The sequence below is a fragment of the Saccharomonospora sp. genome, from assembly GCF_027317685.1.
GTDB lineage: Bacteria > Actinomycetota > Actinomycetes > Mycobacteriales > Pseudonocardiaceae > Saccharomonospora.
On record NZ_DAHVQP010000032.1, the window covers coordinates 1 to 19,188 of the forward strand.

Consider the following 19,188-nt stretch of genomic DNA (forward strand, 5'->3'; position numbering starts at 1 on the left):
CCCACTGAGAACCCTTTCCATGAACTCGATACTGGGCCGGTCTCCCACCATGGAGGAGGACGCGGAATGCACGAGCACAAGCCCGAGACCGGCAACGTCACCAACGAGAACCCGCACGACACCGAGTGGCATCTTGAGCAACGCAGCCACCTCGGCGACCGATCGGGTATCAAGGCACAGACCACAGATGGATCTGTGTTCGGGCACCCGCACCCGTTCCAGCCTCCTGCCCCGCTCGCTGGTGGAGATCAGCGCCTCGAGGGCCAGGTCGTAGTCCGGTTTCGTCCTACCTCCGGTACGGAAGTACGGCCGCACCAAACTCGAGGACGGCTCCTCTTCCTCCGACTCCTGGTCCCAGTGGTGGCGGGGTGTGGGAGAGGGAAGCTCCCCGGAAGACGGCCCGGCATCGTACGTCCCCATATCGTGGGCCGACCCGTAATGGTCGTCGAACGACGAGAACGAGCCGTCGGAGCCGGAATAGCCGCCACCGCCCATCCCGTACAGTTCGGCGCCGGGTCCGGACAGCAGCGAGGACCGACCGTAGTCGGAGACGTCGAAGTCCGACGGTCCCGGCGAATCGAGCCCGCCGGCGCGTAGCCATTCACCCGTGTCGAGCGGGTCGTCGACCCGCCGCGACGCGCGGCGCCCGCGGTTGCGAAACGCCTCTTCCTCCGGCTCGCTCGGCCAACGCTCGGCCGCACGCTCCCTGTCGAGCCGTCGATCACCTCGTGAGTGCCCGGAATCCACGGCTGTCTCCTCAGTGTTTTCTCACCGAACTGCGATTTCTCATTTCGAACTACGTTGTCTGCGTCATCTCAGGTGCCGTGCGTCGCCGAAAAGGCCGGGAGATCTACCGGCGCGAGCCCTGTAACTGGGCCCGCAGTTCCGGTGTCATCTGCTGCCCGACCCGATCCACCAGCAACGTCATCTCGTAGACAACGAGCCCGATGTCACTGTCGGGAGCGCCGAGCACAGCCAGGCAGGACCCGTCGGACACCGACATCAGGAACAGAAAGCCGTTGGCCATCTCGACAACGGTCTGTGCTACGGGGCCACCCTCGAACACCTGCGCGGCTCCCCGCGCCAGGCTCGTCAGACCCGACGCCACGGCGGCGAGCTGGTCGGCCCTGTCCTTGGGCAACCCACGCGAAGCCGCCAGTAGCAGCCCGTCCGCCGAGACGACGACGGCGTGGGCCGCACCGGGAACCCGATGCACAAAGTCGGTGATGAGCCAAGCGAAGCTGCCTTGCTGCCCGGAGTTGCCCTTCTTCGGCGTACCCGGATGCGCTGAACCCGCGCGTGTCAACTTCTACTCCTTCGCCCCGTTGTGACGGGTGTCGTTGCCCGTCTTGTCAAACTGCTCACTCTGGGCCGACGGCTCCTTGAGCGCGTGGCGGCCACTCTGGTAGCCACGCTGGAAGCTCTTCATGCGGTTGCGCGCCGCCTCGGCCGACCTGGCGACGGCACTGCGCCCCGGTTCCCCGGCGGTGGTGTCGGCGAACGCGTTACCCCGGCTCGAGGAGACCGAGCCCGGCACCAGGTATGCGTTGGGCACACGCTTGGGCAGCCCGGCAGGCGTGATCTCCTCATGCTTTTCCTCCAGCAACGCGTGTGCAGCCTGCCAGCCGCTGTCGGAAACGCTGTACCAGCCGGCGTCGCGCGCGCTGTCCGTGGTCGTGTCCTCGGCGCTGTCGCTCATCGCGGCACCCGCCGTCTCGTCGTCCTCGGTGTCGGATACCGAGCCAGGCTCGGCACCCCACGCCTCACCGTCGGAGTCGACCTCCGACGAGTCGAGCGGACTCTCCTCACTGAACCACCGTGACAGCACTGACTGGTAAATCGGCAGTCTCCTGGTAGGTACATCGTCCTCCAGCGCGCTCTCGTCGCCGCCGACCAACGAAGCCTCGGACGTCGAGTCCTGCTCCACCGGGACGTAGCGCGTTTCCTCGTTCGGCGACGCCTCGGAGGCGTGCGCCTCGTTGACGTGGCCGTCGTCGGTGTCACCGTCGGGCGACTCCGTCGGCCACTCCGGCTCCTCCGGCTCGGTGGGCGAAGCCGGGTGCACGAGCTCGGTCGCAGGCTCCGATGCAGGTTCCGGCGTGGATTCCGAGGCGGGTTCCGGGGTTTCCGGGCTCACGAACGGCCCCGCTGCCTTACCCATGCCTCCGACGAGATCGTCGAGACTGATCGGCTGGTCGAGCGGGCGGAGACCGTTGTGTTCCGACTGCGCTGGAGCTTCGGGCTGTGCCCTCTGCTCCGGTTCCTCTTCCTCCTGTCCCCGCTGCGGTGGTTGCGCCGGGGGCGGAGGCAGCATAGCCGTCCTGTCCGAGTCCACCGACGGCTTGCGCGGCGCGGGCAACGGCGGCGTGCCGGAAGGCAGAGCAGGAGTGTCCACACGCGAGGGTGCGAAGGCCTCGTTCCTCGCTTCGCGGGACGCGATCGACGGCACGGAGGGCGAGGACAAGGCGATGGGCGAGTCGGTGAGCAGTTCGCTGGGCACGACGACACGCGCGATCACGCCGCCCTCGATGTCCTCGTTCTCCCGCAACCGCACCTCGATGCCGTGTCGCTTCGCCAGCCGGGCGACCACGTACAGACCCATGCGGCGGGTCACCGACACGTCGAGGTCCGGAGGCGTGGCGAGCCGTTCGTTGGCCTCGGCCAACTGTTCCTCGGACATGCCGACACCGCGGTCGGTGATCTGCACGGCGAGCGACGTGCGGCGGGTGACCACGGCCCTAACGGTGATCTTGGTCTCGGGCTCGGAGAAGTAGGTGGCGTTGTCGAGCAACTCCGCGAGCAGGTGGACCAGGTCGTGCACCGCCCTGCCGTGCACGGCCACGTCCGGGATCGTGCCCAGTTCCACCCGGGAGTACTGCTCGATCTCCGACACCGCGGCGCCGAGGACGTCGGCGGCGGGCACCGGCTTGGACATCGTCTTCGTGAGCCCGGCACCGGAGAGCACCAGCAGGCTCTCGCCGTTACGCCGCAACCGCGTCGCCAGGTGGTCGAGTTCGAACAGGCTCGCGAGCTGGTCCGGGTCCTGCTCGTCGGACTCCAGTTTGTCGATGATGCTGAGCTGACGCTCCACCAGGCGCTGGCTGCGTCGCGAGAGGTTGACGAAGATGCCGTTGACGTTCTCGCGCAGCAGCGCCTGTTCGGCGGCCAGACGCACCGCTCGCTCGTGGACCACGTCGAACGACCTCGCGAGTTCCCCGATCTCCTCGCGCGTGTGCACCGGAACCGGGGTGACCGCGTCCCGAGACGCTTCCATCGGGTTCGGGTCGTCGAGGATGCGCCGCACCGTCTCGGGCAATCGGACGTATGCGACCTCCAACGCGCTGGAACGCAGTGTCTTCAGCGGCCTGGTGAGCGCCCTGATGACCATGAGGGTTAGCGCCACCGTGGCGGCCAGCGTGGCGAGCATCAGACCGAAGAAGATCCATGCCGCCTGGCTTGCCTGACTCGCCAGTGTCTCGGCCTGCGCACGCAGACCGGTCAGCAGGTCGCTTTCCACCTCGCGCATCTTGTCCACGGTGTCTCCGCCGTCCGTGAACAGCTGCCGCGAGTTGGTGTTGAGACCACCGGGCGAATCGGCCGCCGAGTACGCCTGGGAGATCAGCCGCTCCCGATTGTCCACTTCGGCACCGGAAACGGTGTCGAGGTACAGCTGTTGTTCCCGCAGGTCGGCGTTGGCGTTGAAGTTGTCGATCGCGGCACCGGCACTGGCCTGAGCGGCGAGCGAGCGATCGAAGAGGTCACCGAAGAAACCGTGGTTACCGACGGCGATCTGCAGGAGCGCGTTCTGCCGTGACGTGTATTCCTTGGCCTCGGTGACGGCCTGAACGGCCGTGCCTTGCCGCAGCAGTCCTCGGTCAGTGACCGACAGGTTCACCGTGCGTCCGAGGTTGATCAGCGGTTCGAGGATCGAGTTGTACGTGATGTAGGCCGTCAGCTCGGGCAGGTCCGTGTTGTTGAGCGTGTCCCGCAGCGGACCGAGCGCGTCGAGGCGCTGCAATGCCCGTTCGTAGACACGCTGCACCTCTTCGTCACCGAAGTCGCTTTCGGCCACCATCCCCTGCAGCCGCGCCACCCCGTCGTCCACCTTCGACGTCTGCTCGTTGACGGCCTCGGGGTCGACCCAGTCGGACGACATGGCCGTGGCCATGAGCGTGCGTTCCCGTTGCAACTCGTGCACCACGAGGACAACCTGTTGGGAGGCTTCGACCTGGGCCACGGTCTCGTTGAACGCCGCGGCGTCGTCCAGTTCCGAAACCGCGCGAAGGCTACCGAAAACAAGCGCGGTCACCAGGGGAATGGCCAGAACGAGGGCGAGCTTGTAGCGCAGCGCCCAGTTGCTCACTCTCCAGCGAGACGCCGTCTCCGTAGAGTCCGCACCGGCAGTGTCGGCCGCGCTCTCACGCGCAGGCTCCTCCTGTCCTTCCTGGTCGTGGGCTTGGCTCCGAGCCGGGTCCAGCCCCTCCCCATCCGCGGTCTCAGTCTTGGGCACCGCTTTACCACCATCGTTGTCCGAGCCGGATCCGAAGCCGGCGTCCTGGCCGAGCAATTGCTACGCTCCGCACACGCTTACGCGACTTTCTGTAATGCCTTCTGTGGAGAGGCAGCGTGAGCATGCCGGAAGCCCCCAGATGGGTCAATCCTCGCTCTCGTGATCAGCGCACCGAAGCGTCGACTCAACCGACTTGATCGACTTGGATTCCGCCAAACAGTCATCCATCCGCCACTACTTCGGTGTTTCATTGACCCGCTGTTCAGGCACAGAATGTAGCGAAGCCCCCCAAAGGATGTAACCCTCGCCGGTTGATCCTCGTTGGACTTCACTGAGCGTCCGTCTCGCAGAGAGCGAGGAGTCGTGCATCTTCAGTAAACCCAGAGTTAATTAGACCACACTCGATACCGCCCGTTCGAGTGGACCAGGACACCCTTAGATTCCGGGTGCGTACGCATTGTGAGTGGCGCGTCAACTCTCTACAGTAACCGTGGTTCGCTGAGCGACCGGGGAGGGCGTCGCATTCAATCAGCGCACCATCCAACCGGCACTGATACCTCACCGAGGAGTGGCATTGCTTCGACACGGCACCACGACGAGAAGGAAATCAAGACGCGGTCGCCTTGCCACCGCCGTGACGACCGCGGGTCTTCTCGCCTCCGTCAGCGGATGTGGTCTGCTGAGCGGCGAGGACGGCTCGTCGGAATCGCAGGGCGGAGGCAACGGTTCTGTCGAAAAGTCCACTATCACAGTGGCTCATCTCCCCTCCATCGACGTCGCTCCGCTCTATCACGCGAGGGACGCGGGTTACTTCGCCGATGAAGGTCTCGAAGTAAAGATCGAACAGACGGCGAGTGGCCAGGCCGCGACACAGAAGATGCTCGGCGGTGACGCCGACATCGTCCAGTCCAGCTACGTGCCGTTCACGTCGGCGCAGGCCAGTGGGACCGCCGACATCAAACTCGTCGCCGACGCGGTGTCCGCAGCCCCCGACACCTTCGTGCTCGTCGCGAAGGAAGGCGGCCCGGTCCAAGATGTCGAGGACCTCGAAGGCAAGAAGATCGCGGTATCGGCGCCGAAAACCATCTCGGACACCATCGTCAAGTCGTTCATGGCGGCGAACGGTTTGGACCATGAATCCGTCACCTGGGTTCAGACGTCGTTCCCGGACATCGCCTCGGCCGTGGCCAACGGTCACGTGGACACCGGTCTGCTCATCGAACCGTTCCTCACGATGGGCGCGGAGGAACACGGCGTGACACCGATCGCGGACGTCGCGACGGGTCCGACGCAGGACATGCCTCTCGCCGGTTACGGTGCCCTCGCCGAATTCGTGGAGAAGAACCCGAAGACCGTAGCCGCATTCCAGCGCGCGATGGAGCGGGCCACCGAGGACGCCCAGGATCGGGAAGTGATCGAACCCGTTATCCAGGAAACCGCGGGCATCGACGCCGCCACGGCATCGATGGTGAGCCTGCCCAACTTCCACTCGGCCCTGGACGCTTCGAGAATTCAGAGAGTCGCCGACATGATGCTGGAGTTCGGCCTGATCGATGAAAAGGTCGACGTCGAATCGATGATCGTCAAACCGAACACGGACTGACGTGCGTCCTTTCATACGTAACATCGCCGGCCTGATCGCCTTCCTGGTTCTCTGGGAACTGGTGATCAGGCTCGGCGTGATCGCAGAGCAAGATGTTCCGCCCGCCTCGGTCGTACTGACCAGAATCGTCGAACTGTTCGGGCAAGAGGAATTCCTGCGCGATGTGATCGCCAGTGTCCTGGCGTGGCTGATCGCTCTCGGCATCGCGGTGGCGATCGCCGTTCCGTTGGGCCTCGTGCTGGGAAACTTCCCCTATGTCCGCATGGCGACCCGGTCGGTCGTCGAGTTCCTCCGGCCAATCCCTTCGGTGGCGCTGATCCCTCTGGTTCTGGTGTCGATCGGTGGCGGCCCTGAGGCGAAGATCATACTGGCGATCTACGCCGCCGTGTGGCCGATTCTCTACAACACCATCTACGCCTTCGACGAGATCGATCAGCTGCTCATCGACACCGCGCGGTCGTGCGGTGTCAGCAAGGCCGGTGTTCTCACCACGGTGGCGTTGCCGCACGCGGCTCCGTTCGTGTTCACCGGCATCCGCATATCCGCCTCGGTGGGACTGATCGTCATCGTCAGCACGGAATTCATCGCGGGTTCCAGCGCCGGGCTCGGCAGTTTCATCCTGCAGGCCGCGCACGGCGCGGGACGGACCGACCTGGTGCTCGCGGGCACCGTGGTGGCGGGTTTGATCGGCTATCTCGCCAACGAGGGTCTGGAGCGGCTCGGCGGAAGACTGTTCAAGTGGCACAAAGCGACCACGGCGGAGGTGGCATGAGCAGGACCGTGGGCGTCGTCAAGAGCCTCTTGTTGAAGTGGTCGCTGGCCATCGCGTTGGTCGTGCTGTGGGAGCTGGCGACGCTGGCGGCGGAGAGCCCCTTCTTCCCCCGCCCCACGCAGATCGTCGCCTCGATCTTCGACGTGTTCTTCTCCGGACCTGCGTCGCAGCTGTTCCTGGCGGAGACCGTGTTCGAGGACGTGCTGCCGAGCCTGGGCAGGATCTTCGGCAGTTGGGCGATCGCCACGGTGATCGGTGTGGCGCTGGGGACGGCGCTGGGCCGTTCGCAGACGGCACTGGATTACGTGGGACCGTTGCTGTCCTTCATGCGTGCTGTTCCGCCGCCCGCACTGGTCCCGGTCTTCATGGTGTTGTTCGGCATCGACAACACCATGAAGGTCGTGACGATCGTGTTCGGCGTGGTCTGGCCGATCATCCTGAACACGATCGACGGTGTCCGCTCGGTGGGACCGCTGCAGCAGGAGACGGCACGGTCCTTCCGCACTCCCCGGCACTACTGGATCACGATGGTCGTGTTGCCCGCGGCCATGCCGAAGATCTTCGCCGGGCTGAGGCTGAGTCTGTCGTTGGCTCTGATCCTCATGGTGATCGCGGAGATGGTCGGGACCACCAACGGAATCGGGTTCCAACTGATCCTCTCGCAGCAGAGTTTCGAATTCACGACGATGTGGACGTGGATCGTGCTGCTCGGAGTGTTGGGCTACGGCCTCAACGAGTTGTTGCTCGCCGTGGAGCGCAAGGTGTTGGCCTGGCAACCCACGAACGGCACCGCGGACACCAAGACGACGGGAGCGTGACATGGCAACAATGCTGGAGGTGTCCGGCCTCTACCACCGCTACGGCAGCGGTGACGGCGCGCACCTCGCGGTGAACGATTTGACCTTCACCGTGGAGACCGGCCAACTCGCGTGCATCGTGGGCCCCTCGGGCTGCGGCAAGTCGACGATGCTTCGCTGCATCTCGGGGCTCATCAAGCCCTCGGGTGGGGACGTCTCGTTGCAGGGCGCCCCGGTGGACGGTGTTCCGGAAGACCTCGCCGTGGTGTTCCAGGACTACAGCCGTTCGCTGTTCCCGTGGCTGACGGTGCGTAAGAACGTGGAGTTCCCCTTGCGCTGGCGCGGCATCGGCAAGGCCGAACGCAGGAAGCGGGCGGAGGAGGCCCTGGAGTGGGTCAACCTTCCCGGTGTGGGCGACAAGTATCCCTGGCAGTTGTCCGGGGGTATGCAGCAGCGGGTGTCGATCGCTCGTGCGCTGGCCCGCAGGCCCGCGTTGCTGCTGATGGACGAGCCGTTCGCGTCGGTGGACGCGCAGACGCGCTTCGAACTGGAGGACCTGCTGCGGCAGGTGCAAAGGCAGAACGAGAGCACCGTGCTGCTGGTCACCCACGACATCGACGAGAGCGTCTACCTCGGTGACCGGGTGTTGGTGCTGTCGAAGTCCCCGGCCACGATCGTGGCGGACCTGACGGTGGATCTGCCCGACGAGCGGGACCAGATCACGACTCGGGAGTCGCCGGAGTTCGTGTCACTGCGCGCGGAGGTCGCTCGCCTGCTGCACGGCGGAGCCAAGGCCCCGGCCGAGCTCGCGGGCAGCTGAGGAGGTCGGTGCGGCGGGGTCGGTCAGTCGGCGCGAGCGTGCCGACCCCGCTGCACGCCTCGTTGTAGGCTCGTCATCCGCTCCCGCACCGCTTCCGGTGAGCGGTTGACCGGTGGCGGGCGTTCCCCACGACGGTCGATGACACCGTGTCTGGGTGGATACGGCCTGGGCACGGTGTCTTTGTCCTCTTCGGACAAGGCCGAGGCGATCGGCGGAGCCGTCGATGTCCTGGAGGTGAATTCGGCGCCTCCGACACCGGTGCCGACCGGTTCGCCCGGGTCATCCGGGTCTTCCGGCCACACCACGTCCTCCGCGCGCGGGGTGACCGCGTCGGGGAACCATCTGGACAGCAGTGCCTGGTATGCGGGCAATCGGTCGGTCGGGACCTCTTCCTCCAGGGCGGCCGGGTGTTGTTCGTCGTCGTCCTGCGTCGGCCAAGCCGGTTGCGCGCCCAACTCGACCGTCGTTCTCCTCGGTCGCTTGGGCTCCGGTGCCCCGGCGTCGAGCACGCTGCCGATCGAAGCCGACTCCGGTTCCGGACTCTCGTCGGCGCCGGATTCGATGGACCCCATGGACCCCATGGACCCCATGGCCCAGGCCTCGCCGTCGGCTGTGGCCGACTCCGCGCTGCCGGTGTCCGGAACGTACGGGGCTTCCGGTAGGTCGGTGGGCTCGACCTCGGGTGCGGACGGCACGAACTGTTCTTTCGACGCCGAGGGCGCGGGCAGTTCGATGGGCTCGGGCGTGTTGTACTCCACGAGGCCGGCGGGGACGAGCACGGTCGCGGTGAGCCCGCGCGGCTCGGCCGCGGCGAGTCGGACCCTGATGCCGTGCCGGGCCGACAGTCTGCCGACCACGTACAGCCCCATCCGTCGTGACACCTCGACGTCCACATCGGGTGGGTCGGCCAACCGTGCGTTCGCCCGCCGGATCTCCGTGCCGGGCATCCCGGCTCCACGGTCGGTGATCTCGATGCGCCACTGCCGTTCCTTCGTCACCGAACTGACGACCGTCACCCGCTCCGACTCCGGCGAGTACGCGGTGGCGTTCTCGAACAGCTCCGCGATCACGTGGATGAGGTCGGCCGCCGCGTCACCGCGGACGGACAGCTCGGGCGACGCCTCCACCGAGATACGCCGGTAATGCTCCACTTCGGACAGTGCTGCGCCGATGACCTCGGAGGCGGGGACCGACCCCGGCAGCGGCCGTGCGGCGTCCTCTCCCGACAACACCAACAGGTTCTCGCTGTTACGACGCATCCGGGTGGCGAGGTGGTCGAGCTCGTACAGGCCATCCAGGATGTCCGGATCCTGCTCGTGCTCCTCCATGCGGTCGAGCACGGTCAGTTGGCGTTCCACCAGGTCCTGACTGCGTCGGGAGAGGTTCACGAACATCGAGTTGACGTTCTCCCTCAGCATGGCCTGCTCGCCGGCCAGTCGCACCGCCTCGCCGTGGACGGCGTCGAACGCTCTGGCCACCTCGCCGAGCTCGTCTCGTGTGTAGACCGGCACCCGCTCGATGGCCCGCGTGTAGATGTGCTCGGGAGTGGGGTGTTCCTCGGTGAGGATGTCGTCCACCGCGGCGGGCAGTTTGTTCTCCGCGACATCGAGTGCGGAACTGCGCAACGTCCTCAACGGCCGGAGCAGCGAACGGGTGATCACCACGGCGAGGATCGCCGCGAACAGCAGCGCTCCCAACACCACCCCCGCGTCGGTGCCCGCCGAGCGCCGCGCGTCGGCGGCGAGGGCGTCCGCCCGTTCCTGCAGTTCCACCAACAGCGCGTCCTGGATCTTCCGGACCAGGTTGATGGTGTAGGTGGACGAGGTGTCCCATTCCTCGGCGGAAAGCCCGTCGAGCGTGCTGTCGGTCTCGGCGCGGGTCAGCACGGATTCCACGATGCCGTTGCCGAGATCCACCACGAGGCCGATCACCGTGTCGGTGTACATGCGCTGCTGGCGCGGGGTCGCCAAGGACATGAACTCGTCCTTCGCGGCGTCCAGTTGCGCCTCGACGGCCAGTAGCCTGCGTTCGATGTCCTCCGACAAACTGCCCTGGGCCAGGATCTGCGCGATCACCGCGCGCCTGATCGACATCTCGTTCTTCACCTTCGCCAGGGCGTTGGCGGCCAGTCGGCTTCCGGCGAGTTCGTCGTCGACGGCGTTGGACACGAACGACTCGCTGACATCGAGGACGTCCGAGACGAGTCCGCTGTACGACCGAAGCAGCGCCTCCGGGGGCAACGCGGTGTTCTCGCTCGCGTATCGCAGCCCGGTGAGGATGTCGAGTTCGTCGAGGATGCGTTCGAACGCACGCTGTGTGTCGGGTGCCAGCGCGTGCGCCGAGCTGTTCAACGTGCGTTCGAACGTCCCCACGGCGGAGTCGACCTCCGTCCGCTGTTTTTTGAGCTCGGCGGGTGATCCCCTCCTGTCCTCGGCGACGTAGCGGACGGCGAGGTCCCGTTCCCGTTGGAGCTGGTGCACCACTTCGACAACGGTGGCCTCGACCCGCACTCGCTCGGCCCGTTCCGCGAACGTCCTCGCCCTGTCCAGGTCGTCTGTGGCCCGCAACGTGACGAGCACCAACACCGCCACCGAGGGAATGAGCAGCATCGCCACCAACTTGGTGCGCAGCCGCCAATTACGGACCCGCCACCGGCCCCCCGCGTGTTCGACGATCGCCGCATCGTCCTTGTCTGGACGCTCACTGCGACGAGTCACCTGGGCTTCCTTCGGTCATCTGCGGCCGGCCGGGTCATCCGCTTCGAAAACATCTGGAGAGTAACCGCATCCACTCCAATCCAAAGGACGCCCGTGCCCATGGCAGGGTTGCCGGCGATGGTATTGCCTTGATCGCCTTAAGCTCCACACATTGTCGGGTTTCGCCCTGTGATCTGGGAGGCGGCCGGTGCGAACTCACGGGCGTGTGCTTTTCGTCCTCACTGTCGTTTTACTACTCAGCGCATGCTCGGTGTTCACCGAAACGGTGGACGACGATCGTTTCCGACCGGAAACGGAGATACTCCGAATAGGTGTGGGTAATGCCGTGGAGACCGCGCCACTGCGCCTGGCCGTGTCCGAGGGCCTGTTCCACGACGAGGGTCTGCGGGTGGAACTCATGGAGCTCTCCGAGGAGGACAACGCAGTGGCCCTGTTGACGAACGGTGAGGTGGACATCGTGTCCGCCGGCGACGTCCACCTGCTCTCGGCGGCCGCCGAAGGAGTGAAGCTCCAATTGCAGGGTGAGGCATATGTGGCCGGGTCCGGTTCCATGGCACTGGTGACTCTGCCCGAATCGCATTACACGAGCCTCAGCGAACTTCCGGCCCCCCGAATCGCGGTGCCGACGCAGAACGGGCTCGGAACGCTGACGGCGAGATCGGTTCTCGAGTCCGCCGGCGTCGACCCGAACATGATCACTTTCGAAGTGGTGCCGTTCGAGCGAATGGTGAACGCATTGCGTTCAGGACAGGTGGACGCGGCTTGGCTGAGCGAGCCATATCTCGCGGAAGCCCAGAAGGAACACGGCGCCCGGGTGCTGGCCGACTGCGCACACGGTGCCACGGAAACTTTCCCCATGTCGGCGTATGCGGCCACCGAGGAATTCGCCACCCGGAACCCACAGACTCTGGCACTGTTCCGTCAGCTGCTGGAGAAGGCCCAACAACGAGGTTCGGACACCGGGGTCATCCGCCGGTCGCTGCCCCAGCTCGCCGACGTGGACGAGGTCACGGCGGCACTCGTGTCCCTGGGCACCTACCCGCACTTCGCCCACGCCGAACGCCTACAGCGCGTAGCCGATCTCATGCACGGCTCCGGTCTGCTCTCCCAGCGACTCGATGTGACCTCACTCGTGCCGGAACGGGAAATCTCCTGACCCGAGCACGTATAAAGGAGGACGTGACTGATGGCCCCCTGATCGTCCAGTCGGACAAGACGGTGCTGCTCGAGGTCGACCACGAGCTCGCCGAGGACGCGCGCATCGCCATCGCGCCGTTCGCCGAACTCGAACGCGCCCCCGAACACGTCCACACCTATCGGGTGACCCCGCTGGCGCTGTGGAACGCGCGCGCGGCCGGGCACGACGCCGAGCAGGTCGTCGACGCCTTGACCACGTACTCCCGCTTCCCCGTGCCTCAGCCGCTGCTCATCGACATCGTCGACACGATGGGCCGGTTCGGCAGGCTCCAGATCCAGAACCACCCGGCGCACGGCCTGGTGATGACCACCACCGACCGCGCGGTGCTGGAAGAGATCCTGCGGAACAAGAAGATCAGCCCGATGCTGGGCTCCCGCATCGACCCGGACACCGTCGTGGTGCACCCGTCCGAACGAGGACGGCTGAAGCAGGCGTTGTTGAAGGTTGGCTGGCCCGCCGAGGACCTCGCGGGCTACGTGGACGGCGAGTCCCATCCGATCTCGCTGGAGGAGAACGGCTGGACGCTGCGCGACTACCAACGCCAGGCGGCGGACGCGTTCTGGGCGGGCGGCTCCGGCGTGGTCGTGTTGCCGTGCGGCGCGGGCAAGACCCTGGTCGGGGCGGCCGCGATGGCGCAGGCCCAGGCCACCACACTCATCCTCGTCACCAACACGGTCGCGGGCAGGCAGTGGAAACGCGAACTCGTTGAACGCACCTCGCTCACCGAGGACGAGATCGGCGAGTACTCGGGCGAGAAGAAGGAGATCCGCCCCGTCACCATCGCCACCTACCAGGTCATCACCCGCCGCAGCAAGGGCGAGTACAAGCACCTCGAACTGTTCGACTCCCGCGACTGGGGCCTCGTGATCTACGACGAGGTGCACCTACTGCCCGCCCCGGTGTTCCGAATGACCGCCGACCTGCAGTCCCGCAGGCGGCTCGGCCTCACCGCGACGCTGGTGCGCGAGGACGGCCGTGAGGGCGACGTGTTCTCCTTGATCGGCCCGAAGCGTTACGACATCCCCTGGCGCGACATCGAGGCCCAGGGCTGGATCGCACCCGCCGAATGCGTCGAGGTCCGGGTCACTCTCACCGAGGCCGAGCGTCTCGCCTACGCCACCGCTGACAGCGATGAGCGCTACCGCCTCGCCTCCACCGCGCACACCAAGACCAAGGTCATCTCCTCGATCCTGGAGAAGCACGCGGGTGAGCCCGCCCTCGTCATCGGGGCTTACCTCGATCAGCTGGAGGAACTCGGCGCGGAACTCGACGCCCCGGTGGTGCAGGGCTCCACAAGGAACAAGGAGCGCGAGGCGCTGTTCGACGCCTTCCGCAAAGGCGAGATCGACAAGCTCGTGGTGTCGAAGGTCGCGAACTTCTCCATCGACCTGCCCGAGGCGTCGGTGGCCATCCAGGTGTCGGGCACGTTCGGCTCCCGCCAGGAGGAGGCCCAGCGACTCGGCAGGCTGCTGCGACCCAAGGGCGACGGGCGGCAGGCGCACTTCTACTCCGTCGTCTCCCGCGACACCGTCGACACCGAGTACGCCGCCCACCGCCAGCGCTTCCTCGCCGAGCAGGGCTACGCCTACCACATCGTCGACGCCGACGACCTGCTCCGACCGCTGTGAGCCGGCAGCGGTAGCCGCGCTACTTCGGTGACCTCGCCGGCCAGGAGAACGAGTGGACCGCAAGCAGGAGGATTAAACGTTTGACCGGGCGTTCGACCTGGTGAGAGGAGACAAGGGATTCCGAACACCCACACCGAAGTCCGCATCGGTACGTCAGGCTGGGTATATCCCACCTGGCGAGGGGTGTGCTACCCGAAGACGCTGCCTCGACGACGAGAGCTGGAATACCTGTCACACCGCTTGAACACCGTCGAGATCAACGGCTCCTTCTACTCCCTACAACGCCCGGAACGGTATCTACGGTGGAAGAACGAGACACCGGATGATTTCCGGTTCTCGGTCAAAGGCAGCCGATTCATCACGCACATGAAGCAGTTGCGTGATGTGGAATCGGCGCTGGCGAATTTCTTCGCCTCCGGCGTCCTCGCGCTCGAGCACAAACTCGGTCCGATTCTTTGGCAACTGCCGCCGCGTTTCGTCTTCGACGCCGAGCGGCTCGGCCCGTTCTTCGAGCTCCTGCCACGCAGCACCGGCGAAGCGGCCGCACTCGCTCACCGCCACGACGCCAAGGTGACTTTCCAACCACACACCGACATCGAGGCCGACCGCCCCCTGCGGCACGCGCTCGAAGTGCGCCATCCCAGTTTCACCGATCCCCGCTGCTCCCGGCTGCTGCGGGCCCACGACGTCGCGCTCGTCGTCGCCGACACAGCGGGCGCATGGCCGCACGTGGAGGAGTCGACGGCGGATTTCGTGTACGCCCGGCTCCACGGTGACACGGAGATCTACACCAGCGGCTACACACCCACCGCACTCACCGGGTGGGCCCACAAGATCGCGCGCTGGCGGGATTCAGGTCTCGATGTCTATGTGTATTTCGACAACGACAGAAACGTGAAAGCGCCCGGCGACGCCATGGCATTGGCCGCCGAACTCGGCGTCCACCATGCGCCGCCGGGCGCCTGAGCACTTCCGAAGCGTTCGGCACCGGGTCAGACGCCCGCTGCCTGCTTGCTGTGCACCCCCTCGGCGATCTCTTCCACCAGCTTCGAGCAGAACGCCGGCAGGTCGTCGGGCTTGCGGCTCGATACCAGCCCGTTGTCCACGACGACTTCCTCGTCGACCCATTCCGCGCCCGCGTTTCGCAGGTCGGTCTGGAGGCTGGGCCACGACGTCATCCGACGGCCGCGTACGACATCGGCCTCGATGAGGGTCCACGGTCCGTGGCAGATCACCGCGACCGGCTTCTGCTGGGTGAAGAACTCGCGAACGAAGCTCACCGCGTTGGAGTCGGTGCGCAGAATGTCCGGGTTCGCGACGCCTCCCGGCAACACGAGCCCGTCGTAGTCGTCCACCGTCGCCTCGGTGACAACCTTGTCGACAGTGAAGGTGTCACCCTTGTCGAGGTGCTTGAACGCCTGAATACTGCCCGATTTCGTGGAGATCAGCTCCGGGCGGCCACCGGCCTCCTCGACCGCCTTCCAGGGTTCGGTCAACTCGATCTGTTCGGCACCTTCGGGTGCCACCATGAAAGCGACTCGACGGCCAGTAAGTGTGTCTGCCACTCTCATCCCCTCCTTCCACACTCGGAATCCGCTCCAGGAATACCCACCACCCGAAAGGATGAAACATGCCTACTGGGCGTGCAGCGTGAACGAGATCGGTGTTCACGGCCGCTACCCCGCGACTATCCCGAGACGAGGTGCGTGGAAAGCGGAATCACCGAAGCGGTGATGGCGAGACTCACGAGGTCGAAGGCGATGCCGGTCCTGATCATGTCTCGCATGGGCAATCTGCCCGTCCCAGCACCGACATGCTCGGCAAGGCGATGTCACCGTTCCTGCTGCGGCCGGCCACGGAGTTCGTCAAAAACGAGCCCACCCACGCGGGGCCACGAGTTCATCTTCGTACACAGTGGAACGATCGAACTGCACTACGATGGCACGGAATTCACCCTCGAAAGCCGGCGACAGCGCCTAGCTGGACGCCCCCGCACCCACCGCCTGCGCAGCACAGCCAAGCCGGAAGCACAGGTCATGATCGTCACCTCGACCTACAGCCCTTAGGTCGAGCACCCTGCGGCCACCCTCGGGCTCCTCACCCACCCCGCGACCCGTCGGCGCGAAAGTCGGCCCGTGCACACCACGACGAAGGCCACTCAGGTCGAACCGGGCCGCTAAGCCTCGGCGACAGCGCGGGCCCTCCGGAAGGCTCCACGTCGTGGCCTGATGCACACGACTACACAACCTGCGGACACGGCTACACAACCTGCGGACACGCAAAAGGCCCGGCACCCTTTCGGGTGCCGGGCCTTTTGGGCCTATGGGGCAGGAATCACATCATGCCTTCCATGCCACCCATGCCGCCGGCCGCGTCACCGGCCTTCTCCTTCTCCGGCTTGTCCGCGATCACGGCTTCCGTGGTCAGGAACAGCGCGGCGATGGAGGCGGCGTTCTGCAGCGCCGAGCGCGTGACCTTGGCCGGGTCGATGACGCCCGCGGCCACCAGGTCCTCGTACTCGCCCGTGGCGGCGTTCAGGCCGTGGCCCTGCGACAGGGTCTTGACCTTCTCCACCACGACGCCGCCTTCGAAACCCGCGTTCACAGCGATCTGCTTGAGCGGGCCCTCGACGGCCACCTTGACGATGTTGGCGCCGGTCGCCTCGTCGCCCTCGAGCTTGAGGCTCTCGAACGCGGTCTTGGACGCCTGGAGCAGGGTCACGCCACCACCGGCGACGATGCCCTCCTCGACAGCGGCCTTGGCGTTACGCACCGCGTCCTCGATGCGGTGCTTGCGCTCCTTGAGCTCGACCTCGGTGGCGGCGCCGGCCTTGATGACCGCGACACCACCGGCCAGCTTGGCCAGCCGCTCCTGCAGCTTCTCCCGGTCGTAGTCGGAGTCGCTGTTCTCGATCTCGGCGCGGATCTGGTTGACCCGGCCCTGGATCTGGTCCGCGTCGCCGGCACCCTCGACGATGGTGGTCTCGTCCTTGGTGACGACGACCTTGCGGGCCTTACCCAGCAAGGAAATGTCGGCGTTCTCCAGCTTGAGGCCGACGTCCTCGGTGATGACCTGGCCGCCCGTGAGGATGGCCATGTCCTGCAGCATCGCCTTGCGACGGTCACCGAAGCCCGGAGCCTTGACGGCGACGGACTTGAAGGTGCCGCGGATCTTGTTGACCACCAGGGTCTGCAGGGCGCCGTCGGCGACGTCCTCGGCGATGACCATCAGCGGACGACCGGCCTGCAGGACCTTCTCGACAACGGGCAGGAACTCGTTGTTGTTGGAGATCTTGGAGTTGACGATGAGGATGTAGGGGTCCTCGAGGACCGTCTCCATGCGCTCAAGGTCGGTGGCGAAGTAGGGCGAGATGTAGCCCTTGTCGAAGCGCATGCCCTCGGCGAGCTCCAGCTCGAGCCCGAAGGTCTGCCCCTCCTCGACGGTGATGACGCCTTCCTTGCCGACCTTGTCCATGGCCTCGGCCATGCTCTCACCGATCTGGGCGTCGCCGGCGGAGATCGAGGCGGTGGAGGCGATCTGCTCCTTGGTCTCGACCTCCTTGGAGATGTTGCCGAGCTCCTCGTTGATGCGGGCCACGGCGGCCTCGATGCCGCGCTTGAGACCCACCGGGTTGGCGCCGGCGGCGACGTTGCGCAGACCCTCGCGTACGAGGGCCTGGGCCAGGACGGTGGCGGTGGTCGTACCGTCACCGGCGACGTCGTCCGTCTTCTTGGCGACCTCCTTGACCAGCTCGGCCCCGATCTTCTCCCAGGGGTCCTCGAGCTCGATCTCCTTGGCGATGGAGACACCGTCGTTGGTGATCGTGGGGGCGCCCCACTTCTTCTCCAGGACGACGTTGCGGCCCTTGGGGCCGAGGGTGACCTTCACGGCGTCCGCGAGCTGGTTCATGCCACGCTCGAGGCCGCGACGGGCCTCCTCGTCGAACGCGATCAGTTTGGCTGCCATTGAGTTCTTGTCCTCCCGTGACCGGGCTGATACGCGATGGGACGAGGCGTGCGCCCGCGACGGACGACCGTGGTCGAACCGGCAACCCTGCTGCCGGAGGCCCACGGTCTCGCAGCCTCGATCCGATTAGCACTCGACCAAGATGAGTGCTAACCACTCATCTTTTTAGCACTCGACCATGGAGAGTGCAAACGATGTGGTCACGATTTCCACAGCCCCGAGAACACTTATCACCTGGGGGAACATGCCCGAACCAGGGCATTTGAGCGTTGGGCGAACAGAAGACGACACCTGGAACCGAGTGGATCCAGGGTCTGCTCGGCCCCTTCCTCCGGGCGACGGCTCCATCGGCAACAGCATCCCGGACAGCAGGAGCAGCGGCATCATCACGGTCTGGACGATCGGCGCGAACACGTAGGTCCACCCGACCACCAACGCGGTCAGCCAGGACAGCGTGGACAGCCCGATCCCGAGGACCGCCAACAGGGCGACCCCGGCCAGGTGTCGCGCACGGCTCCGAGCACGACGGGTCGCCGACACCGCCACCCTCGTCCCGGAAGAAACCTCCTCCCAGGCTACGAGGCCGGCGGACGAGCAACGAGGGGGCGGGCGCTCGGTGCGCCCGCCCCCTCGTCGTTCGTACCGTCAGCAGCCCCCCGCGACCGCGGGGATGATCGACACCTGCTGACCGGCCTTGACCTCGGTCTGCAGGCCCTTCTCGAAACGCACGTCCTCGTCACCGACGTAGACGTTCACGAAACGGCGCACCTTGCCGTTGTCGTCGAGGATGCGGGCCCGAATGCCCGGGTGGTTGGCCTCCAGGTCGTCGAGGATCTCGGCGAGGGTGGCGCCCTCGGCGGTGACCTCGGCGGCGTCGTCGGTGTAGGTACGCAGGATGGTGGGGACGCGGACGCTGGCGCTCATGTGCGGATCTCCTGGTGAGTGCGGTGGTGGGTGGTGACGCGTGGCCCAACGGTCAGGCCAGGCCCTCGGCCTTGAACGCGTCCAGGGAGGGTTTGATGGTGGCGGTGACACCGGAGTCGACGGCGTTGAGGGTCTTGAGCCCGTCACCGGTGTTGACGATGACGGTCTCGGCCTCGGGGTCGAGCCTGCCCTCACGGACCAGCTTGCACAGGACGCCGGTGGTCACACCGCCCGCGGTCTCGGCGAAGATGCC

Annotated in this window: 15 protein-coding genes and 1 pseudogene; 7 read left to right on the top strand and 9 right to left on the bottom strand. The window is 66.0% G+C overall.

What is annotated here, in order from left to right:
* The 3 genes from M7H19_RS03650 to M7H19_RS03660 form a co-directional block, all read right to left on the bottom strand.
* A partial coding sequence (locus M7H19_RS03650; protein WP_298177087.1) for a DUF742 domain-containing protein occupies positions 1-747 on the bottom strand: 747 nt, incomplete at its 3' end.
* A 103-nt stretch (positions 748-850) separates the two neighbouring features.
* The gene (locus M7H19_RS03655) at positions 851-1,306 is read right to left on the bottom strand and encodes a roadblock/LC7 domain-containing protein (RefSeq protein ID WP_298177089.1); all 456 of its coding nucleotides are present in this window, start codon (positions 1,304-1,306) and stop codon (positions 851-853) included.
* Positions 1,307-1,309: 3 nt separating this feature from the next.
* Positions 1,310-4,510: a nitrate- and nitrite sensing domain-containing protein gene (locus M7H19_RS03660; protein ID WP_298177091.1), complete on the bottom strand. Its 3,201-nt coding sequence runs from the start codon at positions 4,508-4,510 to the stop codon at positions 1,310-1,312.
* Between the two features lie 574 nt (positions 4,511-5,084).
* Between M7H19_RS03660 and M7H19_RS03665 the strand changes: the two genes are divergently transcribed.
* From M7H19_RS03665 to M7H19_RS03680, 4 genes are read left to right on the top strand one after another with little or no spacing between them, the layout of a single operon-like run.
* Positions 5,085-6,113 (top strand): ABC transporter substrate-binding protein, encoded by a 1,029-nt coding sequence (locus M7H19_RS03665; RefSeq protein WP_298177094.1) that lies wholly within the window; start codon positions 5,085-5,087, stop codon positions 6,111-6,113.
* Position 6,114: 1 nt separating this feature from the next.
* Positions 6,115-6,885: an ABC transporter permease gene (locus tag M7H19_RS03670; RefSeq protein WP_298177096.1), complete on the top strand. Its 771-nt coding sequence runs from the start codon at positions 6,115-6,117 to the stop codon at positions 6,883-6,885.
* Positions 6,882-7,703: an ABC transporter permease gene (locus M7H19_RS03675; RefSeq protein WP_298177098.1), complete on the top strand. Its 822-nt coding sequence runs from the start codon at positions 6,882-6,884 to the stop codon at positions 7,701-7,703. The genes M7H19_RS03670 and M7H19_RS03675 overlap by 4 nt, the downstream gene beginning before the upstream one ends.
* A 1-nt stretch (position 7,704) precedes the next feature.
* On the top strand, positions 7,705-8,502 hold the full coding sequence (locus M7H19_RS03680) for an ABC transporter ATP-binding protein (protein WP_298177100.1): 798 nt from the start codon (positions 7,705-7,707) through the stop codon (positions 8,500-8,502).
* Between the two features lie 23 nt (positions 8,503-8,525).
* Here the strand turns inward: M7H19_RS03680 and M7H19_RS03685 are convergent, their stop codons facing one another.
* Positions 8,526-11,219, bottom strand: a complete 2,694-nt coding sequence (locus M7H19_RS03685) for a nitrate- and nitrite sensing domain-containing protein (RefSeq protein WP_298177102.1) — start codon at positions 11,217-11,219, stop codon at positions 8,526-8,528.
* Positions 11,220-11,406: 187 nt separating this feature from the next.
* Between M7H19_RS03685 and M7H19_RS03690 the strand changes: the two genes are divergently transcribed.
* The 3 genes from M7H19_RS03690 (at position 11,407) to M7H19_RS03700 (ending at position 15,011) form a co-directional block, all read left to right on the top strand.
* Positions 11,407-12,375, top strand: coding sequence for an ABC transporter substrate-binding protein (locus M7H19_RS03690; protein ID WP_298177104.1), 969 nt, complete (start codon positions 11,407-11,409; stop codon positions 12,373-12,375).
* Between the two features lie 23 nt (positions 12,376-12,398).
* A complete protein-coding gene (locus M7H19_RS03695) occupies positions 12,399-14,045 on the top strand; it encodes a DNA repair helicase XPB (protein ID WP_298177106.1) in 1,647 nt (548 codons plus the stop codon).
* 183 nt (positions 14,046-14,228) lie between these two features.
* Positions 14,229-15,011 carry a DUF72 domain-containing protein gene (locus M7H19_RS03700; RefSeq protein WP_298177108.1) on the top strand — a complete coding sequence of 261 codons (783 nt, stop codon included), beginning with the start codon at positions 14,229-14,231 and terminating at the stop codon, positions 15,009-15,011.
* A gap of 26 nt (positions 15,012-15,037) precedes the next feature.
* On the opposite strand, the gene M7H19_RS03705 is transcribed toward M7H19_RS03700, so the two are convergent.
* From M7H19_RS03705 to M7H19_RS03725, 5 genes and pseudogenes are all read right to left on the bottom strand, one after another.
* Entirely contained in the window at positions 15,038-15,616 is a 579-nt protein-coding gene (locus tag M7H19_RS03705; RefSeq protein WP_298177109.1) for a type 1 glutamine amidotransferase domain-containing protein, read from the bottom strand.
* Between the two features lie 763 nt (positions 15,617-16,379).
* Positions 16,380-18,011, bottom strand: coding sequence for a chaperonin GroEL (groL, locus tag M7H19_RS03710; protein ID WP_298177111.1), 1,632 nt, complete (start codon positions 18,009-18,011; stop codon positions 16,380-16,382).
* 165 nt (positions 18,012-18,176) lie between these two features.
* Positions 18,177-18,551 carry a hypothetical protein gene (locus M7H19_RS03715; protein WP_298177112.1) on the bottom strand — a complete coding sequence of 125 codons (375 nt, stop codon included), beginning with the start codon at positions 18,549-18,551 and terminating at the stop codon, positions 18,177-18,179.
* A gap of 105 nt (positions 18,552-18,656) precedes the next feature.
* Positions 18,657-18,935, bottom strand: coding sequence for a ubiquitin-like small modifier protein 1 (locus M7H19_RS03720; RefSeq protein WP_298177114.1), 279 nt, complete (start codon positions 18,933-18,935; stop codon positions 18,657-18,659).
* 52 nt (positions 18,936-18,987) lie between these two features.
* Positions 18,988-19,188, bottom strand: a pseudogene (locus M7H19_RS03725) (threonine synthase); the annotation flags it as partial.

Bases quoted from the DNA above. Each gene is read 5' to 3' on its own strand.
- groL (WP_298177111.1), bottom strand. From the start codon at position 18,011: ATGGCAGCCAAACTGATCGCGTTCGACGAGGAGGCCCGTCGCGGCCTC.
- M7H19_RS03705 (WP_298177109.1), bottom strand. From the start codon at position 15,616: ATGAGAGTGGCAGACACACTTACTGGCCGTCGAGTCGCTTTCATGGTG.
- M7H19_RS03720 (WP_298177114.1), bottom strand. From the start codon at position 18,935: ATGAGCGCCAGCGTCCGCGTCCCCACCATCCTGCGTACCTACACCGAC.
- M7H19_RS03675 (WP_298177098.1), top strand. From the start codon at position 6,882: ATGAGCAGGACCGTGGGCGTCGTCAAGAGCCTCTTGTTGAAGTGGTCG.
- M7H19_RS03680 (WP_298177100.1), top strand. From the start codon at position 7,705: ATGGCAACAATGCTGGAGGTGTCCGGCCTCTACCACCGCTACGGCAGC.